Raw genomic sequence first — 26,180 nt, forward strand, 5'->3', positions numbered from 1 at the left:
GCTATTCGCTCCGGCTTGCGAGCGCGTTCACGGCAGCAACCGTGATGGCGGATCCGCCGAGGCGGCCTTCGACGGTGAGCGCCGGTGCCGGCGGATCGGCCATCAGCGCGGCCTTGGATTCGGCCGCGCCGACGAAGCCGACGGGACAACCGATGATCGCAGCCGGCCGCGGACAGTCGCGATCCTCCAGCATGTTGAGCAGATGAAACAGCGCGGTCGGCGCATTGCCGATAGCGACGATCGCACCATCGAGATGCGGGCGCCACAGCTCCAGCGCCGCGGCCGAGCGCGTGTTGCGCATGGACTGCGCCAGCGCAGGCACGGCGGGATCGCCGAGCGTGCAGATCACGGCATTGGCCGCGGGCAATCGCGCGCGCGTAATGCCTTCCGAGACCATGCGCGCGTCGCACAGGATCGGCGCGCCCTTCTGCAAGGCCGCGCGCGCGGCTATCGCCATATCTGGCGTGAAGCGGATATGGGCTTCCAGGCCGACCATGCCGGCGGCATGGATCATCCGCACCACCACCGGCTCCTCGTCCGGCGTGAAGCGGGCGAGATCGGCCTCGGCCCGGATGGTGGCAAAGGATTGCCGGTAGATCGCAGCGCCGTCGGTCTCGTAGGTGTGCGGCATCAGTTCCCTCCGACCAGGATGGAGGGATCGCTGACGATGTCGGCGCCGTTCAGCCCGCGCAGGACCGGCGCGTCGCGGGTCGAGCCGTCGCGGACGAGATCGAACCCGGCACGCGTCGCAATCAGCGTGACCGCAGCCGCGCCGGAATGGGCGCAGCCCTTGCCGCAGCCGGAGACGTGCAGCCGCGCGTCGGCGGCGATGCGCGGCGCCAGCGCCGCGGCTAGCGCGCGCGTATCGGCATGGGCCTCGCGGCAGCGCGGCGCGCCGCTGCAGGCGATGACGCGCAGCGCCGGATCATGGGGCCTGGTGATGAGCCCCGCCCCGCTCGGCATCTCGCGCTTGCCCTCGCTCAGCACCATCCGCCAGGGCGTCATGCGCAGCGCATGGCCGCAAGCAGAGAATTGATGCAGCGTCGCGTGCAGCATCTGCCCGAACGCGATGCCGACCACCGCACCTTGCGGATAGTGCCCGGGACGCACCGCGGCCATCACAGGCGCAGGCTCGGTCTCGCCGCGCAACGATTGAGGCAACACGGCGCCGGATCCGATGTGGGCTGCCATGCGCCCTCGCCCGCCCTTTGCACCGCCGGAGATGACGAACCAGCTTGCGAGCGCCAGCGCCGCGCTCACGGCCTGTCCGCGATCGACGGAACGACCGAGCTTGGCGCCGTCGGCCCGCACCAGGAGACCACCCGAGCGGTCGCGCTCGATGCGGATGTCGGCGGAATCGCCGGCGAGAACGCGCGACCGCCCGTCATCGATGGCGAAGCCGAACTTGGTGGGAAGGGCAAGGCCGGAATCGGCGAGCGCCTCCTCGAGCTCCGCGGCGAGCGACTGCGTTTCATCGCCATTGCTCCAGAACGGCGTCACCAGGATGTTGCGCCTGGCTTCGATGTCGGCGTCGGGATCGAGCAGCGCCAGCTGCGCAAGACCATCGAGCAACGGACGATGGCCGTCCTCCTGAACGCCCCTGATCTGCAAGTTAGCCCGGCTCGTGACGTCGATCAGACCATTGCCGAAGCGCTCGGCGAGTTCCGCAAGCCCGGAGATTTGCGGCGCTTCAAGGCGCCCGCCGAACGGACGCACGCGCACCACGAGCCCGTCGCCCGATCGCATCGGGCGCAGTGCGCCGGGACACCATCCCTTAACCGTGGCCGTGCTCATGACGCCTCCCGCAGCGCCGCTGCAATCGAATTGCGGCGGGTTCGCCAGAGCGAGGCTTCGTGCAGGCGCGTGAAGCAGGTTTCCATTGCGGCGAGTGCGGACGGATTTTCGCGCGCCATGAAGGCGCGGACGTCGTCGTTGCCGAGTGTCGCGTCGTAATAGAGGTCGAACAGATGCGGCGGCACGGCGCCGGCGAGATGTGCGAAGGCGGCCATGTGCTCCAGCGTCGCGGTGATCTCGGCGGCGCCGCGGAAACCGTGGCGCATCATGCCGGCGATCCAGTCCGGATTGGCCGCACGCGCCCGGACCACACGTGAGATCTCCTCCGTCAGCGTCCGCGCATGCGGTTCGCCCGGCCGTGTCGCATCGAGATGATAGAGCGACGGCGCGCCTGCCCCGAGGTGCGCGGCTGCTGCGGCGATGCCTGCCTCATGCGCGGCATAGTCGGCGGCGAGCAGCAGATCGGTTTCGGGCAAGTCCTGGACGTGGACAAAAGCATCGGCGGACGCGAGACGCTGTTCGATACCTGCGCGATCCCGCTGCATCGCGCCATCTGCAGAGAACGCCCAGGACGATGCCGACAGCCACGCTTCGCCAGCGGCCTCGCGCGTCTCCGGCGTGAAGGCATCCGGGATCGCCGACAGGCCGACGCCGTATTGTCCGGGCCGCGGCGCGAACACGCGGCGCGCACGATGCCGATAGGGGTTCTCATCGCCCTCGTCCTCGCGCGCGGCGAGCGCCTCGGCGGCGGCTTCGAACAATTGCGCCAGACCTGCGAAGACGTCGCGGAACAGGCCGGATACGCGCAGCGTGACGTCGATGCGCGGGCGGCCGAGCTCGGCCGGCGCGATGATGTCATAACCGGTGACGCGGCCGGACGCATGATCCCAGCGCGGCGCAAGGCCGGCCAGATGCAGTGCCATCGCAAACTCTTCGCCTGCGGTGCGCATGGTCGCCGACCCCCAGAGATCGACGACGAGACCCCTCGGCCAGTCGCCATGATCCTGCAGATGGCGCCGCAGCAGCTCTTCGGCGAGCTTGATGCCTTGGGCATGCGCCGATGGCGTCGGCACCGCGCGCGGGTCGACGGCGAAGAGATTGCGCCCTGTCGGCAGCACGTCCTGACGCCCGCGATACGGGGAGCCCGACGGCCCCGGCGCGACGCGTTTGCCAGCGAGCGCGGAACGCAATGCATCGCGTTCCGCATCGGCACAAGCGCCGCGGCCGAACACGTGCAGGCCGTCGCCGAACTGGCTCTCCTTGAGATCGCACACGAAGCGGTCGATCCGCGGGATCGCTTCGGCCGGTGCGGCCGAGGCATCGAGGCCGAGATCGTCTTCGAGACCCGCTGCCCGCGCCTCGTCACGGATCGCCGCGATCAGGCGTTGGCGACGGGCGGGATCGAGGCCGTCAGCGGTCGAATACTCATCGAGCAACCGTTCCAGCCGACGTAGACCTTCCGGCACCGCTGATGTCTCAAGCGGCGGTGGCAAATGGCCGATGGTGACCGCGCCGATGCGCCGCTTGGCCTGCGCGGCCTCGCCGGGATCGTTGACGATGAAGGGATAGATGACGGGAAGATCGCCGATCAGCGCTTCCGGCCAGCAGCTCGAGGACAGCGCCACGGATTTTCCGGGCAGCCATTCCAGCGTGCCGTGCGCGCCCATATGCACGACAGCATCGCAGCCTTGCTGCCTGAGCCAGAGATAGAATGCGACATAGGCATGGCGCGGCGTGCGGGTGAGATCGTGATAATCGGCATCGCGCGAGGCCGCATCGCCGCGCTCGGGCTGGACTGCGATGACCGACCGGCCGCACTGAATCGCGGCGAAGTGGAACGCGCCATCGCGGCAGCTCGGGTCGTTTTCCACCGCGCCCCAGGCGCGCGCGAGATCGTCCTGCAAGGATTGCGGCAGGCGCGACAGCCCCGCGCGATAATCGGCAACACTCCAGGTCAAACTCTGCCTTAGCAGCGTCTCGCCGAGCGCATCGATCGGCGCGACATCGAAGCCGGCCTCCGCCAGATCGGACAGTAACGCTTCGACTGACGCCAGCGCGTCGAGCCCAACCGCATGCGCGATCTGGTGCGGACGACCGGGATAGTTCGAGAGCACGACGGTCAGCCGCTTCTCGCCGGCGGGCTTCTGCGCAAGGCGATGCCAGGCCGTAACGCGCGCGGCGACCGCCTTCACGCATTCCTCATCCGGCCTGTGCGCCAGATGCGCAAACTGCAAATCCGGATCGCGCTGACCGGCCGATTTGAAGCTCACCACGCCTGCGAACAGGCGGCCGTCGACCTCCGGCAGCACGACATGCATCGCGAGATCGCCGGGCGACAGGCCACGCAGTGATTCCGCCCAATCCTCGCGCCGCGCCGTCGAGAGCGCGACCTGGAACACCGGACAGGACGCGGCATCGAATGGCGTCGTGCCGTCGTCGCCAAGGGCCGAGAACGCCGTCGCATTGACGATCGCCGCCGCAGGATGTTGCGCCAGATGCGCGCGCAGCCAGTCGGCAACGCCCGGCGCCTTCAGCGAGGTGACGAACGCGCCGTAGGCGTCAAATCCCTTCTCGCGCAGCGCGACAATCAAGGCGTCAACCGGCCCCGTATCGGCGGCGGTGAGATAGGAGCGATAGAACGTCACGAGTGCGCGCGGCTTGCCCTCGCCGCCCGCCGGCGCGGCAATGACGCCGCGCGCGGGATCGTAGAATCCCATCTCGGGCACGGTCATCTCGCCGATGACCGGGCCAGCATAGAGGCCTGAGGCCAGCGCGAGCTGCGCGATCGCCGCTTGCGCGGCGACCGGGCCACCGGTGTCGCAGAGCACCTTGAGCCGGCGCAACGTCGAGACCGGCAGGGTCGAGTACGCATCGAGCCGCGTGTCGTCGCGGCCGTCCGCCGGCAACACGGCGAGCACGATGTTGCGCTCTTTCGCGAGTTGCTGAAGCGCCGCAAGCCCGTACGCCCAATAAGACTCTCCGCCGATCAGGCGCACCAATATGCCCCGCGCGCGCGACAGCGTGCGCTCGATATAGGTGTCGACCGATAGCGGATGCCGCAGCTCAGCGAGATTGGCGAGCCGCAGCGACGGCAGGCTGCCCCGACCGCGCCGCCAGCCGGCCGCGAACGCGGCCAAATCGGAATCCGAATACGAGAGCACCACGAGATCGGCCGGGTCCTGGCCGATGTCTCTTGGCGTCGCGGTCTCCTCGAGACCGCGGCTCTCGCGGAAGACGACGTGCATCAGATGCCAGACCCTGAAAGACCAAGTCCCGCCTTGATCGCGGCCTCGTCGATATCGCCATGCTCGCCGATCACGACGAGCTTGGACTGCCTGTGACCCGCGCCCCAAGGCTTGTCGAACTGATGGCGCACCCGCTCGCCGACCGCCTGCAGCAACAGGCGCATCGGCTTGCCCGCGACCGCGATGTAGCCCTTGGCCCGCAGGACGTTCTGCTCGCGCGCCAGCTTCTGGACGGAGGCAACCAGTGCCTCGATATCCGCCACCTCCGGAAGGTCGATCACGACGGAGGCGAAATCATCATGCTCATGCTCTTCCTCGCCGTCGTGATGCGAGGGCCGCGCGGCGAGATCATTCTCGGCCGCCGCACCGAGGCCGAGGATGACGCGCGCGTCGATCGCGCCGTCGGTGACGGGCAGCATCGGCACGCGGCGCGGCATCTCGGCGGTGATCGCCGCCTTTGCGGCTTCGATTCCGGCCGCGCCCGCAAGGTCGGCCTTGGTCAGCAGCACGATATCGGCACAGGCGATCTGGTCCTCGAACACCTCCGACAGCGGCGTCTCGTGATCGAGATTGTCGTCCGCCGCGCGCTGCGCTTCCACCGCAGCCGGATCCGGCGCGAAGCGGCCGGCCGCGACGGCCTCGGCGTCGGCCAGCGCGATCACGCCGTCGACCGTGATGCGCGAGCGGATCTCCGGCCAGTCGAACGCCTTCAGCAGCGGCTTTGGCAGCGCCAGGCCCGAGGTCTCGATCAGGATGTGATCGGGCCGCACCGGCCGCGCCAGCAATTGCTCCATGGTCGGAATGAAATCGTCGGCGACGGTGCAGCAGATGCAGCCATTGGCGAGCTCGACGATGTTCTCCTCCGGGCAGTTCGCATCGGCGCAGGACTTCAGGATCTCGCCGTCGACGCCCTCGCTGCCGAACTCGTTGACGAGCACCGCGAGCTTCTTGCCGCCGGCATTGCTGAGCAGATGCTGGATCAGCGTCGTCTTGCCGGAACCGAGAAAACCGGTGACCACCGTGACGGGGACTTTTGCGAGCGAGTTCATTCAGCGGCCTCCGGCACGACGGCAATGGGGGGAATGCGGGCAAGCGACTGCTTGCGGAAGATCTCGGGACGGCTGCGCCATGGCACGATTCCGTCGGGCGCCGCCGCGTAGGCCGCAGCGCCCGCGACCACGTCCTGCGCATTCGCATCGGACAGGCGGCCATAGACATAGGACCAGCGGCCGGGCGCGCTGAGCGCGACCGAGCAGCCTTGGCTGCAGGCCGACAGGCATTCGACGGGAACCACGCTGACGCCCTCGGGCACGCCGGCCTCGAGGATCGCGCCATGCAGGCGCTTGCCGGGTGTCGTCTCGCCCTCGCCAAGCGTCTGGCCGGCGCGGCAGGTGATGCAGACATGAAGTGTGACGGTCATCGCCTCTTCCAGATAACAGCGGGAGGCGATGAGGCGCACGGACCATTCTCCAGAAAGGCCCGCTTCCCCGTCGCGGAACACCCCGTCCGCCGGTCCAAAACTCGTCCGCGCTGGCAGGTCTCCCGGCTTGCGGAGCAGGGTTTTGGCCCTTCGATCCCCGCCTTCCCGATTCCGTAAGGAATCAGTGGCTTCGGGCATCTCTCCGGTCACGGTCGCGGGGGCGGCTGCAGTTTGGATCCAGATCTTGCCGATTCGGACCCTATCGCATTCCCTCTTCGCCTGTCATAGGACAGGAACCAACGCCGGGCCACCATTTGCCGGTGGCCGCCACTTGTCAAGCCGAAGGACCGGGTCCCATGACATCTGAACCGGATACCCAAACAGCCGAGGAAACCGACATCAGGCATGCCCAGAAAATGGCGAAGAAGAAGGCCGCCCGCGACAAGATCATGGCGACCAAGAGCGGCGAAAAGGGCCTGATCATCGTCCATACCGGCGCCGGCAAGGGAAAATCCTCCTCGGCCTTCGGCATGATCGTCCGTTGCGTTGCGCATGGCTTCCCTTGTGCGGTGGTGCAATTCATCAAGGGCGCCTGGGACACGGGCGAGCGGCGACTGCTCACCGGCCATTTCGGCGACCTCTGTCAGTTCCACGCGATGGGCGAAGGCTTCACCTGGGAGACGCAGGACCGCGCCCGCGACATCGCCGCCGCACGCGCCGGCTGGGAGAAGGCCAAAGAGCTGATCCTCGACGAGCGGCTGCGCATGGTCGTGCTCGACGAGATCAACATCGCGCTGCGCTACGACTATCTCGATATCGCCGAGGTCGTCGAGTTTCTGACGACGCATAAACCTGCGATGACGCATGTCGTGCTCACCGGGCGCAACGCCAAGGACGAGCTGATCGAGATCGCCGACCTCGTCACCGAGATGACGCTGGTCAAGCATCCCTTCCGTTCCGGCATCAAGGCGCAAGCCGGCGTCGAGTTTTGATGCTGATGAGATTGGATTCTAATGCTGCGCCAAGAGAGGTATGCTCCCTCCCCCGCTTGCGGGGGAGGGTTGGGGAGAGGGTATCTCCGCAATCGAGAGCCCCCAAGAGGAGAAAACCCTCACCCGTGCCTTCGGCACGACCTCTCCCGCAAGCGGGAGAGGTGCACCGAGCCCGCAGCTGCTTGATTCAACTCAATCCCATTTCGCTTTAAAAGATATCGATGGCACGCGCATTGATGATCCAGGGGGCCGGCTCGGACGTGGGCAAGTCGCTCATCGTCGCCGGCCTCGCGCGCGCCTTCACGCGCCGCGGTCTGCGGGTGCTGCCGTTCAAGCCGCAGAACATGTCGAACAACGCCGCGGTCACGGTCGACGGCGGCGAGATCGGCCGCGCCCAGGCGCTGCAGGCGCTCGCCGCCGGTGTCGAGCCGCACACCGACATGAACCCGGTGCTGCTCAAGCCCGAGACCGATGTCGGCGCGCAAGTCGTGGTTCACGGCAAGCGCATCGCGACCGCACGCGCGCGCGACTACGCGGCGATGAAGCCGTCGCTGATGGGCGCGGTGCTCGAGAGTTTCGAGCGCCTGAAGGCGCGCGCCGATCTCGTGCTGGTCGAAGGTGCCGGCAGCCCGGCCGAGGTGAATTTGCGCAGGTCCGACATCGCCAATATGGGCTTTGCCCGCAAGGCGAATGTGCCGGTCGTGCTGGTCGGCGACATCGACCGCGGCGGTGTCATTGCCCAGCTCGTCGGCATCAAGACGGTGATCGACCCCGACGATGCCGCGATGATCTCCGGCTTCGTCATCAACAAGTTCCGCGGCGACCCCACCCTGTTCGACGACGGCTACAATCTGATCGAGCAAAAGACCGCATGGCGCGGGTTTGGCGTGCTGCCCTGGTTTCCGCGTGCTGGCGAGCTGCCGGCCGAAGACGCGCTCGGCCTGCGCGATGCGCGCAAGCCGGGCCGATGCAAGATCGCCTGTCTCGCGCTATCGCGCATCGCCAATTTCGATGATCTCGATCCGCTCAAGCTCGAGCCGGGCGTCGATCTCGTGATGGTGCGTCCGGGCGAAGCGATCCCGGGCGACGTGCGCCTCGTCATCATCCCTGGCTCAAAATCCACCCGCGGCGACCTCGCATTCCTGCGCGCGCAGGGCTGGGACATCGACCTGCTCGCCCACCACCGCAGGGGCGGCCATGTGCTCGGCCTCTGCGGCGGCTATCAGATGCTGGGACGCAGCGTCGCCGACCCCGAAGGCATCGAAGGACCTGCGGGCGACACGCCGGGCCTCGGGCTTCTCAATGTCGAGACGGTGATGAGCCCGCAGAAGACGCTGACGCGCGTTGCGGCCGTGCACGCGGCGACGGATCAGCCGATCCAGGCTTACGAGATCCATATCGGCCGCACCGACGGCCCGGATCGCGCCCGCCCCTTCGCCAAGCTGGACGGCGAAGCTGAAGGAGCGATCTCAAGGGATGGCCGTGTGCAGGGCAGCTATCTGCACGGCCTGTTCACGTCGGATAATTTCCGCAAGGCATACCTCGCCAGGCTGGATATTCCCGCGGGCGACGAGCCCTATCACGCCAGGGTCGAGAGCGCGCTCGAGGCACTGGCCGATCACATGGAAAAGCATCTCGACGTCGAAGGCCTGCTCGCGCTAGCGCGCTAGGGCCTCGGCAAGGCGCGTCCATTCGGCTTCGCTGCCGGGGAGCCCGAGGCGGAGCCATGTCGGCTCTTGCACGAACACGCCGGGACCAGATGTGGCTGCGCGCGAGCTCGTCTTGAGAGGCTCGCGCGTCAGGCGTCTGGTAAAGACGGAACAGCGGTGTGCCGCCGATGAGTCGCCAGCCTTGCGCATGCGCCATCGCGTCGAGGCGAACACAATCGCGCGCGAGCCGCGCCGACGTCGCCTCGGCCCAGGCCTCATCGCGCAAGGCACGGCAGCCGATCTCGATCGCCGCGCCGGAGACGGGCCATGGACCGGACATCGCGGCAAACCTGTCGATGTCGGCGGCATGACCGATGGCGAAGCCGAGCCGCAGGCCGGCCAAGCCATAAAACTTTCCGAACGACCGCAGCACCAAGAGTCCCGGTCGATCCGCCTCGGGTGCAAGCGACAATTGCGGATCGGCATCGGCAAAGCTCTCGTCGATGACGAGACGGCCGACGCGCGGGAGCAGTGCGAGCAAGTCCTTCGGCGTATGACGTCGACCGTCGGGATTGTTGGGATTGACGATGATGGCGAGATCCGCACCCGCCAGCGCATCGAGCTCCGCAACCTCTTGGATGTCCCAGCCCGCGGCGGCCAGGACGCCCGCATATTCATTGTAGGTCGGCCCGAAAATACGCGCCCGCCCGGGCGCCGCGAGTTGCGGCAGCAATTGAATGGCGCCCTGTGCACCGCTGACCGCAACAACCGGTGCGTCCGTGCGGTAGGCCTGCTGCGCCGCCCGATGCAATGCCTCGATCTCGGCGCGCGACGGCAGCGCAGTCCACGCGCGCGCGCTCACCTCGCCCACGGGATAGGGCACCCGGTTGATCCCGGTCGACAGATCAATCCAATCTTCAGCGCGTCCGCCAAAACGCTGCTGGGCCAGGTCCAGATTTCCACCGTGCTCGCGCATGCCCCGTTGTTTCACGCGAAGGCCAGGATCGCAAGCACGCCCGCGACCAGCAGCATGGCGCGGCGATAGACCGTCAGCGCCTCGGTGATATCGGCGGCGCGCGGATCGCGCGCGCCTTCGTTCAGCCAGGGCTCGTCGGTCGCGCTGCCGTGATAGATGCGGGGACCGCTGAGCCGCACACCGAGTCCGCCCGCCATGGCCGCTTCCGGCCAGCCGGCATTTGGCGAGCGATGCCGTCGCGCATCGCGCGTCATGCACGCCAGCGCGTCCGATCTTCGCGGCGCCAGCACCACGAACAGAAATCCGGTCAGCCGCGCCGGGATGAAATTGCCGACGTCGTCGATGCGCGCTGCCGCCCAGCCAAAGGCTTCGTGCCGTTCGCTGCGATGGCCGATCATGGAGTCCAGCGTGTTGATGGCCTTGTAGCCGAGGATACCGGGCAAGCCGAACAGCGCGCCCCAGAACACCGGCGCGACGATGCCGTCGGAGGCGTTTTCGGCAAGGCTCTCGATCGCCGCGCGCGCGATGCCGGCTTCATCGAGGCTTGCGGGATCGCGGCCGACGATGCGCGAGACCGCATCGCGCGCGGCGGCGACGTCGCCGGCAAGCAAGGGCATGGCGACGGCCGCCACATGATCATGCAGCGAGCGCAGCGCGACCAGCGGCCAGGCCAGGATGCCAATCAGCACGATCTGGATCCAGCCCGAAGGAAGCAGTGATTGCAGCGCCCAACCGAGCGCCACGGAGAGCGCAATCACCGCAACCGCGGCGGCGGCGCCAGCGGCTCGGCGCGATGCCGGCGGATCGGACGCGCGATTCCAGGCACTGTCGACGGCCGCAATCAGCCCGCCCAGCCAGGTGACGGGATGGCCGATCCGCGCGAACAGCCACGCCGGCCAGCCCAGGAGGGCATCCACCGCCATCGCCACCACCATCGCGCCCGCAAAGTCCACATCTAGCTCCTGTCCCGCCCCTGTTGCGCAAGACGGCGGCCGAGTGCAAGCCCCTCGCCGCCTGATTTCGGCTTTGTCTTTGGCCGCGTTTGATGATTAGTGCTGCGGCAGGAGACCTTCATGGCCGTCATCTTGATCACCGGCGGGGCGCGATCGGGCAAGAGCACCCGGGCCGGAAGCGCGCGCGCGCAGCTTTCCCGGCCAGCTCGTCTATATTGCGACCGCCGAGGCGCTCGATGGCGAAATGCAGGAGCGCATTGCGAAGCATCGCGCGCGGCGCGGAACCGACTGGATCGAGCGCGAGGCGCCGCTCGATCTCGTGCAGGCCCTGGTCGAGACCGAGGGCGGCGGCGCGAGACTGGTCGATTGCCTGACGCTCTGGCTGTCCAACCTGCTGCATTCCGAGCGCGACTGGTTACGCGAGGTGACGCGCCTCGCAGACGTTCTTCCCCGCCTGCGGAGTCCGGTCATCATGGTCACCAACGAGGTCGGTCTCGGCATCGTGCCCGACAACGCGCTGGCGCGCAGCTTCCGCGATGCCGCCGGGATCATGAACCAGATCATTGCCGGTGTCGCCGACGAGGTCGAGTTCGTCGTCGCCGGCCTGCCGATGAAGCTGAAATGATCCCGCGCGCCGAACTGCTCAAAGACATCTTTGCCGATCTCAGGATGGCGACATCGTTCGTGACGATCCTCCCGCTGGCATCCTCGAAGCCGGCTGGTGACGGCGCGATCGCGCGCGCGACGTGGGCGCTGCCGGTCGCGGGACTGCTGGTCGGCCTCGCCGGCGCCCTGGTTTACAAGATCGCCACTCGCTGCGGACTGACGCCGAGCCTTGCCGCGTTGCTCGCGCTGGCCACGACCGCCCTCATCACCGGCGCGCTGCACGAGGACGGACTTGCCGACACCGCGGATGGACTCGGCGGCGGCCGCACGAGCGAGCGCAAGCTCGAGATCATGCGCGACAGCCGGATCGGGACCTATGGTGTCTGCGCCCTGATCCTGTCGTTCGGCCTGCGCTGGAGCGCGCTTGCGACGATCGCAAATCCATGGGCCGTCATGCTCGCGCTGTGTGCGGCGCACGTGGCTGCCCGCGCCGGCGTGCCGGCCTTCATGTCGCTGGTCCCGTCGGCGCGGCCTGATGGGCTGTCAGCCAGCGCCGGGGCGCCGCCCGGCCGTAGCATCGCCATCGCCTTCGCGCTTGGAACGCTCGCGCTTGCCCTGGCGTTGGGGCCAGCCAAGGCGCTGGTCGGCCTGATCCTGCTGTCGCTTGCCGGCCTGTTACTGGCGCGGCTTGCCATCCGCCAGATCGGCGGGCAGACCGGCGACATCCTCGGCGCGTTCGAGCAGACGGGCGAGATCCTGATCCTGCTAGTGGCGGCGTCCTTCCAGATGGGGCGATGACCTCATGGTCGAGTTCGACGATACCTTCCGCCAGCACTTGCGCGAGCTGTTCGTGTGGCGGCGCGACGTGCGCCGCTTCCGCAGCGATCCATTGCCGGAGGGTGCGATCGATCGCCTGATCGAAACCGCCTGCCTCTCGCCTTCGGTCGGGCTCAGCCAGCCCTGGCGCTTCGTCGTCGTCGACGATGCCGCAACGCGCCGCGCCGTGGTCGAGGATTTCAGGACGTGCAATGCCGACGCGCTGAGCCGCTACTCCGGCGACCGCGCCGCCCGCTATGCCACCTTGAAACTGTCCGGCCTCGAGCAGGCGCCCGCCCACCTCGCGGTGTTCGCGGACAAGGGCAGCGACATCGGCCACGGCCTCGGCCGCGCGACCATGCCGGAGACAACCGAATATTCCGTGGTCGCCGCCATCACCGCGATGTGGCTCGCCGCGCGTGCCGAGGGCGTTGGCCTCGGCTGGGTGTCGATCCTCAATCCGGATCGCATTCAGGCCATCCTCGACGTGCCGCCCTCGTGGAAATTCATCGCCTATCTCTGCATCGGCTATCCCGAGATCGAGTGCGACCGGCCCGAGCTGGAGCAGGCGAAATGGGAGCACCGGCGGAGCGCGGACGCGTTCACGCTGCGGCGCTAGGCGAGAATATCCTCCCGCCCAAACCGCTCCACCAGGAAATCGATGAACAGCCGCACCTTCAGCGACAAGTGCCGCGTTGGCGGATAGACCGCATAGAGCGCTAGCGGCGGCGCGGAATACTCATCCAGCACTGTCCGCAACTCGCCTTTCCGCAACGCATCGGCCGCAATGAACTCCGGCAGCAGCGCCAGTCCCCTGCCCTTGATGGCGACATCGCGCAGCACCTCGGCATTGTTGACGCAGAGCGACCAGGCCGGCTGGATCCAGTGGTCGCCGTCGCCGCCTGTGAGCTTCCACTGATTGCCCGTGAGCAGGAAGCCGTAGGTCAGCGAAACATGCTCGCGCAGATCCTGCGGATGCTTTGGCGTGCCGTGCCGGGCGAGATAATCCGGCGACGCACAGATCATGCGCGCCACCGGCATGATCTTACGCGCGATCAGGCTGGACGATTCCAGCTCCGCGATCCGCAAGGTCACGTCAAAGCCGTCCTGCACGGGATCGAGCAGATCGTCGCTGAGCACGATCTGGAGCTGAAGCTCCGGGTAACGCGCCATGAAATCGGCGAGCACCGGCCCGAGCCGCATCGTGCCGAACGACATCGGCGCGTTGACACGCAGCAGCCCCCGCGGTGCCGATTGCGCCTGCGTCACCGCCTGGTCGGCAGCCTCGATCTCCGAGAGGATCACGACCGCGCGCTCGAAATAGCGCTGGCCGTTCTCGGTCGGGCTGGCGTGCCTTGTGGTGCGGTTCAGAAGCTGGACGCCGAGGCTCTCCTCGAGGTCGGCGATGTACTTGCTGATCGCCGAGCGCGACAGCCGCAGCTGCCGACCGGCCTCGGCAAAGCTGCCGCTTTCCACCACCTTCACGAAGGCCCGGAGGCTGCCGAGCTTATCCAAGCGCCCGCCCCGTCGATTGTTTCCAAATCGTAGACATAGCCGTCATATTTGCATGGATTGTCTCCAATCTAAAGCGGAACGATATTTCCGGCCAGAGCAAGACCGCTCCCCGAATCTGGAGGACGACAATGTCGGGACTGCACCATGTCACCGCGATTGCTGGCGATCCCATCCGCAATTTCGGCTTCTACACGCGGGATCTTGGCCTGCGCTTCGTCAAGAAGACGGTCAATTTCGACGATCCCGGCACGTACCACTTCTATTATGGCGACGAGACCGGCCGCCCCGGCACCATCCTGACCTTCTTTCCTTGGGCCGGCGTCTCGGCCGGGCGCCGCGGCGTCGGCGAGACCCATCAGACCGCCTTCCGCGTGCCGCAGCGCTCGCTCGGCTATTGGACGCAGCGCTTCACCGAGAAGGGCATCGCGTATGAGGCGCTGGAGAAGCGTTTTGGCGAGTCCGTGCTGCCGTTCACCGATCCCGATGGCATGGCGCTCGCGCTGGTCGGCATATCAGGTGCCGAGAACGAGCCGGGCTGGAGCAATGGCGACGTGCCGGCCGAGCACGCGATCCGCGGCTTCCACGGCGTGACCCTGCTGCTCGACAGCGCGGCGAAGACGGCGGCCATCCTCACCGACGTGTTCGGCTTCAAGGAGACCGGGCGCGAGGGCTCGGTGATCCGTTTCAAGGCGCCCGGCGATGTCGAAGGCAGCGTCGTCGACATCTACGAAGCCAAGGGCTTCCTGCGGGGCCATCAGGGCGGCGGCTCCGTCCATCACATCGCCTTCCGCGCGGCCGACGATGCCGAGCAGGGCGAGATGGCGCAAAAGCTCGTCAGCAATCACGGCCTGCACCCGACCGAGCAGCGCGACCGCAACTACTTCCGCTCGATCTACTTCCGCGAGCCCGGCGGCGTGCTGTTCGAGATCGCGACCGACATCCCCGGCTTTGCCGTCGACGAGCCCGTCGCGAGCCTCGGCCGCGAGCTGAAGCTGCCTGCTTTCCTCGAACCGCACCGCAAGCAGATCGAGGGCGTTCTGCCGAATCTGGAAGAGACCGCGTCATGACCGAGACTTCATTCATCCATCGCTTCGAGCCCGCGACCAGCGCGGGCTCGCCCCCGCTGCTGCTGCTGCACGGCACCGGCGGCGACGAGAACGACCTGCTCGGCCTCGGCAAGATGATCTCGCCGGGCTCCGCCCTGCTCTCGCCGCGCGGCCGCGTGCTCGAGCACGGCATGCCGCGCTTCTTCCGCCGTCTCGCCGAAGGCGTGTTCGACGAGGAGGACGTAGCCCGCCGTGCGCACGAGCTCGGCGAGTTCGTCGCGGAGGCGCGGCAGCGCTACGGCATCGCCGCGCCGATCGCGGTCGGGTTCTCCAACGGCGCCAACATCGCCGCGGCGCTGTTGCTGCTGCAGCCGGACGCGCTTGCCGGCGCGATCCTGCTGCGCGCGATGGTGCCTCTATCGGATCCGCCCGAGGATCCGCCTAAGCCTGCGCTCGGCGGCAAGCCGGTGCTGCTGCTCTCCGGTCAGGCCGACCCGATCGTGCCAGCGAGCAACTCGGCGCGACTCGCGGCGTTGTTGTCGGACACCGGCGCGCGCGTCGATCACAAGGTGCTGCCAACAGGCCACCAATTGTCGCAGGCCGATGTGGCGCTGTCCCGCGACTGGATCAGCACGGTCGAGGCCGAAGCGGCATGATCTGACGAGCAGCGGCATATGTAGGGTGCGTTAGCCTTGGCGGCCGCGCAAAGCGCGGTCGGCATGGCTTAACCCGCCGCTTCGGTCACTGCGCAGAGGGCGACCGATCGGAACACGGTCAAGCGATGCACGTTGAGCCGATGCATATGTGATCCATGGATACGCGTAGTGCATCCCGACATGACGACTTTCCTGGGTGTTGAGGCCTGCGACTTGACCGCCGCACTGCCGCCCGCCGACGCGATTTTGTTCGGCGCGTCGGATGCCACCCCGTACCTTGCAGGTCAGACCAGCCATGCCTCCAAAGCGCCCGACGTCATCCGTCGCGCGCTGCGTCACTATGAGAGCGATCTCACCCGCTGGGATTTCGACCAGGAGGCCGAGCTGCTCGATCCGACCAAAACGAGGGTCTTGGACGGCGGAAACGTGCCGACCGACCCCATGACTCCGGAGCGCAACCGCGACGCGATCAGAGCAGCTACGCAAGCCGTCCTTTCGGCTGGCGCCGTTCCGATCCTACTAGGCGGTGATGATTCCGTCCCCATTCCTTTCTTCGAGGCGTTCCAGGACAGCAACGGACTGACCATCGTGCAGATCGACGCCCACCTTGATTGGCGGGATCAGCGAAACGGATCCGGCTATACCTTCTCCAGCACGATGCGGCGCGCCAGCGAATTGCCCTGGGTCAAGCGCATCGTGCAGGTCGGCTTGCGCGGCATCGGCGGCTCCGGTCGCGCGGAATTCGACGATGCAAAAGCGTGGGGCGCGAAGATCTTCACGGCAAGACATGTCCAGCATTACGGGATCGCAAGCGTGGTCGAGGCGATCGAGGATGACGGCGAGTGCCTGATGACCATCGATTGCGACGGTCTCGATCCATCGGTCATCCCCGGTGTGCTCGTCCCACAGCCCGGCGGTCTGTCCTACTTCGATGTGGTCGATCTCATACGGGGTGTCGCGACAAAGTCCAGAATAGTCGGCCTGGACATCGTCGAATACGTTCCCGAGCGCGATGTGCAAAATCTTGGAGCGATTGCGATCGCGCGGATCATCTGCAATGCGCTGGGCTGCATTGGGCGGCGGAAGGTATAGTGGTTCACCCTTCCGAGCACAGTCGTCTCAAGTCCACCATCCGTCACCGGGATAGGCAACACGATCCGCCGAAGAGATTTCCATCCCCACGCCCCTTCGAAGACGGCTGGCGTAGAATGCGAGAGGCGTTCCCTCGTTGTGCCGGCACCAGCGCACCTCGCCGATGAAGAGCGTGTGGTCAGCGATATCGATCGATTGGACCACCTCGCAGGCGAACTGCGCGATCGCCTGCGGGAGCACGAAAAATCCTTGGCGAGGCACGAGCGGCGAAGCGTCGCGCAACAACGGCCTTCCGGCGAAGTGCGCGCAGAGCGCAGCATCTTCCGCATGCAGGACATTGACCGAATAGACGCCGGACTTGACCACAGCCTGCCACGTCCGCCCGTGCATGAGAGAGACAAGCACGGTTGGCGGATTCGCCGAAACGGTCGTGAAGCTGTTGGCGGTCATGCCGAGTGGCGCGCCGTCCTGGTCGACGGTCGCGACGACCGTAATGCCCGTCGCGAACCGCGATGCGGCAGCCCGAAAGCCGGCCGGATCGGCATGATGGCCCATTACGCGCCTTCGAGCTTGAAATGGCAGAGTGTCGCCCCCTTGGGCGAATAGTTCGGCACGTCGGCTGCGACCTTCCGGCCGATGCTAGAGCCGAGCGCCGCCTCCATCGCAGCAGCGTCGGCGAAGAATGCCTGGAAGATGCAGAACGGCGCCTCCCCCGGTCCGAGCCGTTGGGGGAAAGCGTAATGATGACGCACCAGACCCGGGAGCGTCGCGGCCAGGGGGACGTGCTTGTTTACGTAATAGGCCCTGAAGGCCGATGGATCGTCGGGCGTCGGATAAAGAACGGTCAGGCAGTGCATTGGTGTTCCTCTCAGACACGGTTCAGCCAACCGCCCGGGAGCGGAGCTGATTCCGTATGCCGGTTCGGCGTCAGGCGGCGATTTTTGCGCTTCTATCGATCCAGTCGTGGATGCGCTTGTCGCTCGCCAAACGATCCCACTGGCGCTCCGGATAATTGAAGTTCTCGGTGAACTCGTCGCAAAGCGCCCGGTCCTGCGACATGGCGAAGATCAGCCGGCCCATGGCCTCCGATGGCGGCTGCAACATCATGTTGGTCCAGCGGGCAGCGGCAAGCACGCGGTTCTCGCGCGCGCGGTCGACCTCCTCGACGAAGCGCGCATCGAATGCCACCGCGTCGGTGATCGCCTTGCCGAGCTCGAAGGCCGCATATGAGGCCATGTTGGCGCCCTGGCCCATCAAGGGATCGACGACGGAGTGAACGTCGCCCAAGGCAATGGCGAGCTTGTCGCCGTCGAAAGCCACCCAGGACTGCCGCACCGTCGGCACCACCGCGCCTTGCAGCAGGTCGAGCGGCTGGGCCAGCCCGAAGCGGTGCGTGTCGATGCGGTTGTAGGTGTGCGGATGATGCTTTTCCAGCTTATCCAGAATGGTCTGGCGGAATGCTGCCGGGTTGTCATCGTAGCTGAGCGACACCAGGTCGGCCATGTCGCCGCCGGGAATGTTTTCCATCAACAGCGCCGTTTTCATGCCGCCGAAGGTCAGCGTGGGAATGACGATCATCTCGCCATGGCCGGGCGAGACGGACAAGGTGACGCCACGCGGATCGTCGCCATCCGGGCTGCCGTGATAGACGCCGTCATACAGGCCGACGCAAAGCAGGCGCTGCGGCCGGGTGTACGGAGACAGTTCGGGCCGGTGGGCGAACATGCGCCCGAGGGCGCCCTTGCCGGTGGAGACGACGAGAAGGTCGAAGCGGGAGACTAGCGCGGGGATGTCGTCGTCCTGGATGCTGGCATATTCGATCAGGCCGCCACGATCTTCGAAGTCCTTCATCAGTGCCGGCAGGTAGATCCGGTAATCCACCGCGCGGCTCGGCCGCTGAAATGCACCGCGGAACAGCAGCCCGCCGTTCGGGAAATTGAAGTAATGGTCGTGGTGGTGATAGACCACCCGGGGATCGTCCCAGTGGTTCACGCCGAGCTCGTTCTCGCGCGCGATGGTGACGCTGTGATGCGCGACGGTGTTCATCAGCCGTGTCGCCGCATATTGCTCCGGGGCGCGGTCCGTCAGCACGGTTGCCGCGATGCCCTGCTTCTGCAGGTACAGCGCCAAATGCAGGCCGCCGATGCCGGCCCCTAAAATGCCGATCGATTTGCTCATTCGTGTCCGCCCCTGAACGCAGGAAGGCTAGACCGGACCAGTCATGCCGTATATGGAATGGTCAGAATAATATAAATTCCGGCGAGGAATGAATGGACCGGATCGAGGCGCTGCAAACCTTCATCCGGGTGATGGAGGCAGGGAGTTTCACCCAAGCCGCCGACGACCTCGGTTTGGGGCAACCGGCGATCAGCAAGCGCATCGCGCTGCTGGAAGCCGAGTTTCGCTGCCGGCTGTTCGTGCGCACCACGCGCAAGCTGCGGCCGACCCCGGAAGCCGACCGCGTGTTGAAGTACGCCAAGGACATTGTCGCGCTGCTCGAGAGCGCGGGCGCGCCGACGCAGAGCCGGATCGGCAATCCGTCAGGGACGTTGCGCATGACGGTGCCGACGTCGTTCGGCCGCTTCTTCTTCCGTGAGATCTTCGCCGAATACACCCGCCGCTATCCTGATGTCCGGCTGGACGTCAGCTTTACGGAACAGTTCGTCGACCTCATCGAAACCGGGACCGAGCTTGCGATACGGATCGGCAGCCTCAATTCGAGTTCGTTGGTAGCGCGGCGGGTGAGCACCATTAAGCGCCTGCTGGTGGCGGCGCCCGGACTGCTTGCGCGACATCAGGTGCCCTCGTTGCCGGATCATCTGCGCCGCATGCCCTGCGTCACCTACTCACGCCTGTCGCAGAAGAACCAGTGGACGTTCGAATCCGAAACCGGCCGTTACGTCGTGGACATCGCGCCGGCGATGACCTGCGACGATGCGGACGTAATGACGCTGGCTGCATTGGAGGGGATAGGCGTCGCCGTGCTGCCGAACTGGTGTACCCAGGAGCACATCGCGGCCGGCCGCCTCGTCCATGTGCTGCCCGACTTCGTCGTGCCGCCGCTGCCCATGCATGTCGTCTATCCCGACCCGCAATGGATGTCACACCAGGCGCGACTGTTCCGCGATCTGATCATCGAACGTGCGGACGTCTTCACGCTCGTTGACCGCTTTCGAAACGCCGATCTCGCCGCTTCGGCAGCCACGGAAGTTAGCTCGTTCCGTTGAGCGTTCGGCGTCTGGAAAGGGCCATGTCCAGACATCGCCGCAGCGGACAACTACTTTGGCTGCCAACGGACCAGGACCTCGGGTTTCGGCGTTTCACCGACCGGCCAGATGTGCAGCTCATATCGATCTTTCCCCTGAACCCCATTCACACTTGCAAGCCCAAACGAGAGGAAGGCTGCACCATAAAATCCGGGTAAAACGGGAATTGAATAGGCTTCCGGCCAATAGTCAGAGCAGCCTGCGACCATCAGCCGACGATCCGTTGTGAACAGTCCGGCCTTCACGGCGTGGTCCGCGCGCGCAACTTGATGCGTCAAAGCGGGAGCAACGTCGTGCAAGACCACGCGCAGCGGCACTGTTGTGTTTCGTTCGGTGGCGAAACCCAAGATGTGTTCGCACGCGATGAAGCGGTCTGCCAGCGCGCTCGGCGCCTTCCAGGCATCCGACCAATCAACGTCCGCTTTGAGATCAGAGAGGTAAACCTGGAAATAGTCTGCGAATGTTTGCAGATCGGTGTCCGCACCCATATCACACGCTCCGATCAAAGCCTTCAATAGACGAAGTGAGAGATTCAGCAACAGCGGCGAGGTCGGCTCGGAGCCACAACCCGACATCGCCAAACGGAACGATGACGATCCCAGTCATCCGGCCGATCGGTAAAACCGTTTCAGAAACTCATCGATCTCGCTATCGCCCGCTTGCCAACATGGGCCACGCTCGTTTGTCAAGAGACAGAGGCCGAGCAGTTCTAAAGGGCCATTTGCGAACAAGTTCGAGCGTTCCTTTCTTCGCGGCCCAATGCTCCTGGCCATCGCTATTGGTACGTTCAACGAGATATCCGAGTTTCGTCAGCGTGAGATATGCCGGAACGTCGGTATTGCCTGCTGCCGCAATCCGTTCTTGCACCATCTCGTTCCTCACGCCAGTTGAGCCAGAAGTTGGCTACCGCCCACTCATCGCAATCGACCTTGCCGGCATTGCGCGATGACCGCAATGGGTCAAAATGCGAAGAACTCAGGTTGAGCAAATCTGGTCCGCTCCGGCTCAACGAGCGGACTTCCAACTGGCAAGGCGCAACTTCGCAGATGGGCCAAAACCGGACCCTTGCACGGCAGCATAGAGAAATTCATCATTAGAGGCCGCGCGAGCGGAACTATGCTTCCGGAACTCCGGCTAAGCGCATGCCCTCAATGATGCGTTCGCGCCCGGCTCGGTAAACAGGATTGTCGCTGTTTGCATGGGTGACATCACGGTAGCGGCGTATGGTGAAACGTGGATCGAGCGCAAGCCCCGCATTCACTGTAGCCTGTGCTTCGTCCAACTTACCGAGCCGCGCGAGTAAGGCCGCAAGATCGAAATGGGTGACGGAATAATTCCGGTTTACCTCGATGCCCCGACGCAGCCAGACCACAGCTTCGGCATCAGCGTTGAGCTGCGCCTTGGCAAGGCCGACCCAAACTAACCATCGATGAACCATGGTGTCGCGGGGAGAAAGGCGGAATGCCTCGTTGATGTGAGATTCGGTTTCTGCGCCCCGACCAAGAAAATACTTGGCGAGACCGATCATAGCGTGGGCGCGGGCCAAATTGCGATCCAGCGTCACCGCGTGGTCACACTCAGCGATGCCCTGAGATGCGCGTCTCGTAAATATTTGCACAGTGCCTAAAATCGCGTGAGCAGAAGCATGGTTCGGTGAAAGGGATAAAACCTTTGTTATGGTTGTCTCTGCCGCCGCAAGCCGCGCTGAATAGTCGTCAGTCATGACGGCAGACCCAAGTGCAATATCGACCCGCGCCAAACCGACCATGGCCTCGACATTTTCAGGATCGAGCGCAATGGCTCTCTCGAAGAAACCGCGCGCTTGTGCCACCCAATTGGGGGTCAGCCCCTTGTTGAACCAACTGTAACCTTGGAAAACCAGGTCCATTGCGTCTGGGTGCGGTGAGCGCTCCGCTCGGCGCGCCTCGGCGGAAATGAGTTCGGCGTCCAGCGTATTGGCTAGCCTCGATACGATTTCGTCCTGCATATCAAAGAGGTCGGCGACGGGCTTGTCAAAACGCTCCGCCCAGAGGTGGTTGCCAGTTTCGGCGTCGACCAATTGCGCATTCACCCGAAGGCGATTGCCAGCGCGCTGTATCGAGCCTTCGAGCACATACCGGACGTTCAACTCACGCCCCAGCTTCTTTACATCAATGGGTTTGCCCTTGAAGGTGAACGCTGTGTTGCGTGCAATCACGAACGCCCCGCTGATGCGCGACAAGTCCGTGGTGAGGCTCTCGGTCACGCCATCGACGAAATAGTCTTGCTCCCTATCGTCACCCATGTTCGCGAACGGCAACACCACAATGGAAAGATGGGGTGCCCCAGCTGAGCTTGGGGTAATGCTACTAACCCGTGCGCCAAGTCCACCCCGGACCACAGCATAGGCATGTATCGGACGGGCTATGTTCTTGAGTATCTGCTCACCCAGATCGATGAACCGGAGTTCGAGCCTGTCCCGGACTTGATCGTGGGCCGAAGACGAGATGCAAATCCCGCCCGGCTCCGCGATGCCTTCGAGACGCGCCGCAATATTGACGCCGTCACCAAAGATATCGTTCTCTTCGATGATAACATCACCGACGTGAATCCCGATGCGAAATTCGATCCGTTTGTCCTGCGGCACATCGGTATTTTGTTCTTCCATGCCGCATTGGATTTCGCGGGCACATCGTAAGGCGTCTATCACGCTGGCGAACTCAACGAGAGCGCCGTCCCCGGTATTCTTGACGATGCGTCCGCGATAATCAGTGATCTTGGGATCGAAAAGCTTTTTTCGAATAGCTTTCAGTTGCGCCAGCGTGCCTTCTTCGTCGATCCCGATCAAACGGCAAGAGCCCGCGACATCCGCCGCCAGAATAGCCGCCAATCGCCGCTCTACATGATCGCTGCTCAAGATGGTCCCCCTTACTGGGGAAATCGAATGGTCATATAGCACAATTGTGGGGCCGTGTCCGGCTATGCGCACGTCGGAAATGGGTCTTGGTCGTGTAAAAACGCCGGTCGCTAGGCAGTCGAGCGGAAGTCATGATCGCTTGGTGTCAGGCCGCGATCGCAGCCATCAGCGGCTTGATCCCGACGATGTTCATGACCCGTGTCAGATTGTAGGCCAGGACGGAGAGCGCCATTTCGGCCGCCACTTTCGGAAGCGTTTTGGTCAGGAAGTGTGTCGCTCCCATGCGGGCTTTCATGGTGCCGAACGGATGTTCGACTGTTTCGCGACGCTGACGCATGGCGTGCGGGTTTGCATCAAGGCGATGCTGCACAGCCTCGAGCAGATGCTCATGCTCCCATCGCGTAAGCCGCCGTTCTGACCCAGGCGTGCATTGGGTCTTGAGGGAACAGCTTTGACAGGCCGTCGTCCAGTAGCGCCGCAGCACCTTGCCGTCTTCTTCATTCGTAAAGCGATATGACAGCCGCTCCCCGGCCGGGCAGCGATAGGCGTCCTCCTCTGGCAAATAGGCAAAGTCCTGTTTACCGAAGCGTCCGTCTGCCTTAGCGCCGGACGTTAGCGGTTTGGGCAGAGTTACTGTGATGCCTGCTTCGTGGCACGCGAGGATCTCTGGGCTGTTGAAGTAGCCGCGATCGGCTACCGCTTCGAGCGTCTCGGTCTTGAGAACAGCCTTCGCCTGCTTGGCCATATTGGCAAGTTGTGCCCGATCCGAGCCGCTGTTCGTCACCTCATGCGTCACAATCAGATGGTGCTCGGTGTCTACGGCGACCTGTACGTTGTAGCCAACAACGCCAGAGCCGCGGCCGCTCGTTGCCATCGAGCGGCTGTCGGGGTCGGTCAGCGAGATTTGCTGGTCAGGCGAAGCAAGCATTTGCTTCTCGTAGACGGCAAGCTTGCCCATTTCCTCCTTCAGCTTTGTCAGCTTCTCGGTAAGCCTCGTCACCTTCGTGGCCAGCGCCTCCGTCGGCTCCTGGCGGTCGGCCGTGTCAAGTTGGCTGAGATAGCGCGCGACGCTCTCCTCCAACTGAGCACGCCGTCGCTCCATCTTCGCGCGCGTGAAGTTCCTGTCCCGGTTGTTCACGGCCTTGAACTTGCTGCCATCGATGGCGACGCTCGCCGTCGCCAGCAGACCAATGTCTCGGCAGAGTTCGACGAAGCGCGCACATACCTTGCGCAGCGCCAGGCCGTTGTCGTTCCGGAAGTCCGCAATCGTCTTGTGATCGGGAGCGAGCCGACCCAGCAGCCACATCACCTCGACATTGCGCCCGGCCTCTCGTTCCAGCCGCCGACTCGGCTGTACCCGGTTCAGATAGCCATAGATGTAAAGCTTAAGGAGCACCGAGGGATGGTACGACGGCCGACCCGTGGCCGCCGGCTCCACACCCTCAAAGCCCATCTCAGCCAAACCGAGCGCATCGACAAATACGTCGATCACGCGAACTGGGTTGCTCTCGTCAATGAAGTCATCGAGGCATTCGGGCAACAGCGTCCGCTGCCCACGATCCGCCTCTTCAACGAAGCGCCTCATCGATTCCCCCAAAGAATCACAGGAGAATCATAACAGCAGTCCAGTGTTTTCACACAGCCAGGGTCACGAGCGGTCCTCAGCGGGTCGAGACCGAATGTCTGCAACGGGCCAATAGGCCCCGACAAGTGGCGCATTGAGGGTCGGAATGGCCCGACCGATGGCGATCAAAGGCAAACATGCGATTTCCGCCGCATGATTGATGATTGCGAACGGGGGCCGCGGACCATAAAAGCATATCGCCGCCGTCACAGGTAAGGCGGGTACCATATTGCAAACGGCGAATTCCAATCTCCAGCGTCATTAAGCACGAGCAATATCGCCGCTCCTCGCGAAGATGCGTTTCCGTTGAAAATTGAGAATTGGATGCCGCGGCTGACGCGCTCCTCTCCCTTGAAATAGGCCGAAGTCTTCATCACTCGCGAAGCAACATCGGCCGTGCAACCCCGGACAGGAATGTGACGTTGAACAAGCGCAAGGATTACGTTCAGGTCGCGGGGATGCTTAGAAAGAAGGCCATCGAGTTCCCGGACGAACGTCACGAGCTTGCCCGCACAATCGTCATGACCTCCATCCTGCGCCAACAGGCGGCGACGCCAAGCCGCCGGTGCCGACGAGCACTAATGCCAGCGTGACTATCCAAATCTTGCGCATCGTAGGTTATTCGCTGCTCGCGGTGTGCCGACGCCAAAAGTGAACTCAGAAAACAAAACGGACAGGAAATCAAACCCGGACGATTTCGAATGCGGTTTTTACATGCCGTCAAGGATGACCGCTGTGGGTCAAAGGCAGCGGTCAGCCCCTCGGTCGGGCGACGTCCGGCTTCCCTCAGACAGCAGACATGGCAATGGTTCTCGTGGTGTTCAGCTCAGGGCGAACAGGCGACATTGCACGCTTAGGATGATATGAAAGAGGTCGCCAACTGAGGCGGTCTAACGGGAGAAGCTGATGCCAAATTGGATAGGACCACTCCTCGTCCTCATAGCTCTTGTCGGGTTTATTAGCTTTGCGGTTCGGCAGGGCACAAAGACGTCACGAGATCGGACAGACAACGGTGGCAGCGATCTGCCGGGGATGGGCGGCGGCGGAAATGGAGCTTAAGCCGCTGCTAGAATGAAACTAGCCCACCGAGGGGTCGAGTGCCGACTCTCGACGAGATGCTCATCGATTGTCCGTTATGGGTCAAAGTCAGCGGTCCGCACAGGAGGCGATGACTTCTGCTGTGGCCCCGACTACAGACCTACCGCTGCACCGCGCCAACGGATGCGATGGGCCATTTCCGGACGTCAAATCATTGCTTCTTTTCTCGCTCGGCAAGCCGCCCCATCGAGAAAAACTTCTCCTCATGTGCAGCAATGGCCTCCTCAACAGTCTCGAACCATTCACTGCGTTCAATCGGCTCGACTTCGATAAAAAGCTCAGCAAATTGGCGATCGAAGCCGGATCGTGCGTCGCTCGCTATCGGCAGAGTATAGAAGTCGGCGCTCTGGACGCAAAAAAGATGCGACGCAAGGTCCTCAAAGCATCGGAAGTGCACTGCTCTTTCAGCGTCAATTCGCTTCCAGATAGATAGTTCTCTATACATCGGCGTTCACCACTTCTACGCTTCCACTCGACCAGACTGATCAGGAACAAAATGACTAACCTTGGCATGCCTATCGAGAGCTTTATCATAG

Annotated in this window: 23 protein-coding genes, 2 pseudogenes and 1 riboswitch; of the genes and pseudogenes, 10 read left to right on the forward strand and 15 right to left on the reverse strand. The window is 64.4% G+C overall.

Going from position 1 to position 26,180, the window contains the following annotated elements; translation table 11 throughout:
- Position 1: 1 nt before the first annotated feature.
- The 5 genes from ABIA40_RS16480 to ABIA40_RS16500 are packed head-to-tail and all read right to left on the reverse strand — an operon-like array spanning position 2 to position 6,459.
- Complete coding sequence (locus ABIA40_RS16480) at positions 2-631, reverse strand: precorrin-8X methylmutase (protein WP_404542161.1); 630 nt, start codon at positions 629-631, stop codon at positions 2-4.
- The gene (cobG, locus tag ABIA40_RS16485; RefSeq protein WP_404542164.1) at positions 631-1,794 is read right to left on the reverse strand and encodes a precorrin-3B synthase; all 1,164 of its coding nucleotides are present in this window, start codon (positions 1,792-1,794) and stop codon (positions 631-633) included. The genes ABIA40_RS16480 and cobG overlap by 1 nt, the downstream gene beginning before the upstream one ends.
- Positions 1,791-5,039, reverse strand: coding sequence for a cobaltochelatase subunit CobN (gene cobN, locus ABIA40_RS16490; RefSeq protein WP_404542166.1), 3,249 nt, complete (start codon positions 5,037-5,039; stop codon positions 1,791-1,793). The genes cobG and cobN overlap by 4 nt, the downstream gene beginning before the upstream one ends.
- Complete coding sequence (gene cobW, locus ABIA40_RS16495; protein WP_057029996.1) at positions 5,039-6,088, reverse strand: cobalamin biosynthesis protein CobW; 1,050 nt, start codon at positions 6,086-6,088, stop codon at positions 5,039-5,041. Before cobW ends, cobN begins: the two co-directional genes overlap by 1 nt.
- Positions 6,085-6,459, reverse strand: coding sequence for a DUF1636 domain-containing protein (locus ABIA40_RS16500; RefSeq protein WP_025035271.1), 375 nt, complete (start codon positions 6,457-6,459; stop codon positions 6,085-6,087). Before ABIA40_RS16500 ends, cobW begins: the two co-directional genes overlap by 4 nt.
- 94 nt (positions 6,460-6,553) lie before the next feature.
- Positions 6,554-6,775, reverse strand: a riboswitch (cobalamin riboswitch).
- A gap of 40 nt (positions 6,776-6,815) precedes the next feature.
- Here ABIA40_RS16500 and cobO point away from each other — a divergent pair.
- Together cobO and ABIA40_RS16510 are read left to right on the forward strand one after the other, a co-directional pair.
- On the forward strand, positions 6,816-7,451 hold the full coding sequence (gene cobO, locus ABIA40_RS16505; RefSeq protein ID WP_157282576.1) for a cob(I)yrinic acid a,c-diamide adenosyltransferase: 636 nt from the start codon (positions 6,816-6,818) through the stop codon (positions 7,449-7,451).
- Between the two features lie 221 nt (positions 7,452-7,672).
- Positions 7,673-9,121, forward strand: a complete 1,449-nt coding sequence (locus tag ABIA40_RS16510) for a cobyric acid synthase (protein ID WP_404542171.1) — start codon at positions 7,673-7,675, stop codon at positions 9,119-9,121.
- Here the strand turns inward: ABIA40_RS16510 and cobD are convergent.
- Positions 9,110-10,076, reverse strand: a pseudogene (gene cobD, locus ABIA40_RS16515) (threonine-phosphate decarboxylase CobD). The gene ABIA40_RS16510 and the pseudogene cobD overlap by 12 nt on opposite strands.
- An 11-nt stretch (positions 10,077-10,087) precedes the next feature.
- A complete protein-coding gene (cbiB, locus tag ABIA40_RS16520; protein WP_404542174.1) occupies positions 10,088-11,029 on the reverse strand; it encodes an adenosylcobinamide-phosphate synthase CbiB in 942 nt (313 codons plus the stop codon).
- 120 nt (positions 11,030-11,149) lie between these two features.
- Here cbiB and cobU point away from each other — a divergent pair.
- The 3 genes and pseudogenes from cobU (at position 11,150) to bluB (ending at position 13,070) form a co-directional block, all read left to right on the forward strand.
- Positions 11,150-11,654 (forward strand): annotated as a pseudogene (gene cobU, locus ABIA40_RS16525) (bifunctional adenosylcobinamide kinase/adenosylcobinamide-phosphate guanylyltransferase).
- Positions 11,651-12,433: an adenosylcobinamide-GDP ribazoletransferase gene (cobS, locus tag ABIA40_RS16530; RefSeq protein WP_271541219.1), complete on the forward strand. Its 783-nt coding sequence runs from the start codon at positions 11,651-11,653 to the stop codon at positions 12,431-12,433. Before cobU ends, cobS begins: the two are co-directional and overlap by 4 nt.
- A gap of 4 nt (positions 12,434-12,437) precedes the next feature.
- Positions 12,438-13,070: a 5,6-dimethylbenzimidazole synthase gene (gene bluB, locus ABIA40_RS16535; protein WP_404542177.1), complete on the forward strand. Its 633-nt coding sequence runs from the start codon at positions 12,438-12,440 to the stop codon at positions 13,068-13,070.
- On the opposite strand, the gene ABIA40_RS16540 is transcribed toward bluB, so the two are convergent.
- Entirely contained in the window at positions 13,067-13,966 is a 900-nt protein-coding gene (locus ABIA40_RS16540; RefSeq protein ID WP_404542180.1) for a LysR family transcriptional regulator, read from the reverse strand. The genes bluB and ABIA40_RS16540 overlap by 4 nt on opposite strands.
- A gap of 128 nt (positions 13,967-14,094) precedes the next feature.
- Here ABIA40_RS16540 and ABIA40_RS16545 point away from each other — a divergent pair, with 128 nt between their 5' ends.
- The 3 genes from ABIA40_RS16545 (at position 14,095) to ABIA40_RS16555 (ending at position 16,760) form a co-directional block, all read left to right on the forward strand.
- Complete coding sequence (locus ABIA40_RS16545) at positions 14,095-15,033, forward strand: ring-cleaving dioxygenase (protein ID WP_275509260.1); 939 nt, start codon at positions 14,095-14,097, stop codon at positions 15,031-15,033.
- Positions 15,030-15,668: an alpha/beta hydrolase gene (locus ABIA40_RS16550; protein WP_404542183.1), complete on the forward strand. Its 639-nt coding sequence runs from the start codon at positions 15,030-15,032 to the stop codon at positions 15,666-15,668. Before ABIA40_RS16545 ends, ABIA40_RS16550 begins: the two co-directional genes overlap by 4 nt.
- A 168-nt stretch (positions 15,669-15,836) precedes the next feature.
- On the forward strand, positions 15,837-16,760 hold the full coding sequence (locus tag ABIA40_RS16555; RefSeq protein ID WP_404542185.1) for an arginase family protein: 924 nt from the start codon (positions 15,837-15,839) through the stop codon (positions 16,758-16,760).
- Between the two features lie 27 nt (positions 16,761-16,787).
- Here ABIA40_RS16555 and ABIA40_RS16560 read toward each other — a convergent pair whose 3' ends face one another.
- From ABIA40_RS16560 to styA, 3 genes are all read right to left on the reverse strand, one after another.
- Positions 16,788-17,315 (reverse strand): flavin reductase family protein, encoded by a 528-nt coding sequence (locus ABIA40_RS16560; protein ID WP_404542188.1) that lies wholly within the window; start codon positions 17,313-17,315, stop codon positions 16,788-16,790.
- Positions 17,315-17,617 (reverse strand): EthD family reductase, encoded by a 303-nt coding sequence (locus ABIA40_RS16565; RefSeq protein ID WP_404542191.1) that lies wholly within the window; start codon positions 17,615-17,617, stop codon positions 17,315-17,317. The genes ABIA40_RS16560 and ABIA40_RS16565 overlap by 1 nt, the downstream gene beginning before the upstream one ends.
- A gap of 70 nt (positions 17,618-17,687) precedes the next feature.
- Positions 17,688-18,938 carry a styrene monooxygenase subunit StyA gene (styA, locus tag ABIA40_RS16570; RefSeq protein ID WP_404542194.1) on the reverse strand — a complete coding sequence of 417 codons (1,251 nt, stop codon included), beginning with the start codon at positions 18,936-18,938 and terminating at the stop codon, positions 17,688-17,690.
- A 92-nt stretch (positions 18,939-19,030) separates the two neighbouring features.
- On the opposite strand from styA, the gene ABIA40_RS16575 reads away from it, so the two are divergent.
- On the forward strand, positions 19,031-19,987 hold the full coding sequence (locus tag ABIA40_RS16575; protein WP_404542197.1) for a LysR family transcriptional regulator: 957 nt from the start codon (positions 19,031-19,033) through the stop codon (positions 19,985-19,987).
- Positions 19,988-20,037: 50 nt separating this feature from the next.
- On the opposite strand, the gene ABIA40_RS16580 is transcribed toward ABIA40_RS16575, so the two are convergent.
- The 3 genes from ABIA40_RS16580 to ABIA40_RS16590 form a co-directional block, all read right to left on the reverse strand.
- Complete coding sequence (locus tag ABIA40_RS16580) at positions 20,038-20,514, reverse strand: hypothetical protein (RefSeq protein ID WP_271545114.1); 477 nt, start codon at positions 20,512-20,514, stop codon at positions 20,038-20,040.
- A 626-nt stretch (positions 20,515-21,140) separates the two neighbouring features.
- The gene (locus ABIA40_RS16585) at positions 21,141-22,922 is read right to left on the reverse strand and encodes an adenylate/guanylate cyclase domain-containing protein (RefSeq protein WP_404542200.1); all 1,782 of its coding nucleotides are present in this window, start codon (positions 22,920-22,922) and stop codon (positions 21,141-21,143) included.
- 145 nt (positions 22,923-23,067) lie between these two features.
- Positions 23,068-24,507 (reverse strand): IS1182 family transposase, encoded by a 1,440-nt coding sequence (locus ABIA40_RS16590; protein WP_404542203.1) that lies wholly within the window; start codon positions 24,505-24,507, stop codon positions 23,068-23,070.
- Positions 24,508-24,968: 461 nt separating this feature from the next.
- Here ABIA40_RS16590 and ABIA40_RS16595 point away from each other — a divergent pair, with 461 nt between their 5' ends.
- A complete protein-coding gene (locus ABIA40_RS16595; protein ID WP_271545116.1) occupies positions 24,969-25,139 on the forward strand; it encodes a hypothetical protein in 171 nt (56 codons plus the stop codon).
- A gap of 656 nt (positions 25,140-25,795) precedes the next feature.
- On the opposite strand, the gene ABIA40_RS16600 is transcribed toward ABIA40_RS16595, so the two are convergent.
- Complete coding sequence (locus tag ABIA40_RS16600) at positions 25,796-26,089, reverse strand: hypothetical protein (RefSeq protein WP_271545117.1); 294 nt, start codon at positions 26,087-26,089, stop codon at positions 25,796-25,798.
- Between the last annotated feature and the right edge of the window lie 91 nt (positions 26,090-26,180).

The organism is Bradyrhizobium sp. USDA 223, from assembly GCF_044909005.1.
GTDB classification, from domain to species: Bacteria; Pseudomonadota; Alphaproteobacteria; order Rhizobiales; family Xanthobacteraceae; genus Bradyrhizobium; species Bradyrhizobium yuanmingense.

Bases quoted from the DNA above. Each gene is read 5' to 3' on its own strand.
- ABIA40_RS16480 (WP_404542161.1), bottom strand. From the start codon at position 631: ATGCCGCACACCTACGAGACCGACGGCGCTGCGATCTACCGGCAATCC.
- cobG (WP_404542164.1), bottom strand. From the start codon at position 1,794: ATGAGCACGGCCACGGTTAAGGGATGGTGTCCCGGCGCACTGCGCCCG.
- cobN (WP_404542166.1), bottom strand. From the start codon at position 5,039: ATGCACGTCGTCTTCCGCGAGAGCCGCGGTCTCGAGGAGACCGCGACG.
- cobW (WP_057029996.1), bottom strand. From the start codon at position 6,088: ATGAACTCGCTCGCAAAAGTCCCCGTCACGGTGGTCACCGGTTTTCTC.
- ABIA40_RS16500 (WP_025035271.1), bottom strand. From the start codon at position 6,459: ATGACCGTCACACTTCATGTCTGCATCACCTGCCGCGCCGGCCAGACG.
- cobO (WP_157282576.1), top strand. From the start codon at position 6,816: ATGACATCTGAACCGGATACCCAAACAGCCGAGGAAACCGACATCAGG.
- ABIA40_RS16510 (WP_404542171.1), top strand. From the start codon at position 7,673: ATGGCACGCGCATTGATGATCCAGGGGGCCGGCTCGGACGTGGGCAAG.
- cobS (WP_271541219.1), top strand. From the start codon at position 11,651: ATGATCCCGCGCGCCGAACTGCTCAAAGACATCTTTGCCGATCTCAGG.
- bluB (WP_404542177.1), top strand. From the start codon at position 12,438: ATGGTCGAGTTCGACGATACCTTCCGCCAGCACTTGCGCGAGCTGTTC.
- ABIA40_RS16545 (WP_275509260.1), top strand. From the start codon at position 14,095: ATGTCGGGACTGCACCATGTCACCGCGATTGCTGGCGATCCCATCCGC.
- ABIA40_RS16550 (WP_404542183.1), top strand. From the start codon at position 15,030: ATGACCGAGACTTCATTCATCCATCGCTTCGAGCCCGCGACCAGCGCG.
- ABIA40_RS16560 (WP_404542188.1), bottom strand. From the start codon at position 17,315: ATGGGCCATCATGCCGATCCGGCCGGCTTTCGGGCTGCCGCATCGCGG.
- ABIA40_RS16565 (WP_404542191.1), bottom strand. From the start codon at position 17,617: ATGCACTGCCTGACCGTTCTTTATCCGACGCCCGACGATCCATCGGCC.
- styA (WP_404542194.1), bottom strand. From the start codon at position 18,938: ATGAGCAAATCGATCGGCATTTTAGGGGCCGGCATCGGCGGCCTGCAT.
- ABIA40_RS16575 (WP_404542197.1), top strand. From the start codon at position 19,031: ATGGACCGGATCGAGGCGCTGCAAACCTTCATCCGGGTGATGGAGGCA.
- ABIA40_RS16580 (WP_271545114.1), bottom strand. From the start codon at position 20,514: ATGGGTGCGGACACCGATCTGCAAACATTCGCAGACTATTTCCAGGTT.
- ABIA40_RS16590 (WP_404542203.1), bottom strand. From the start codon at position 24,507: ATGAGGCGCTTCGTTGAAGAGGCGGATCGTGGGCAGCGGACGCTGTTG.
- ABIA40_RS16600 (WP_271545117.1), bottom strand. From the start codon at position 26,089: ATGTATAGAGAACTATCTATCTGGAAGCGAATTGACGCTGAAAGAGCA.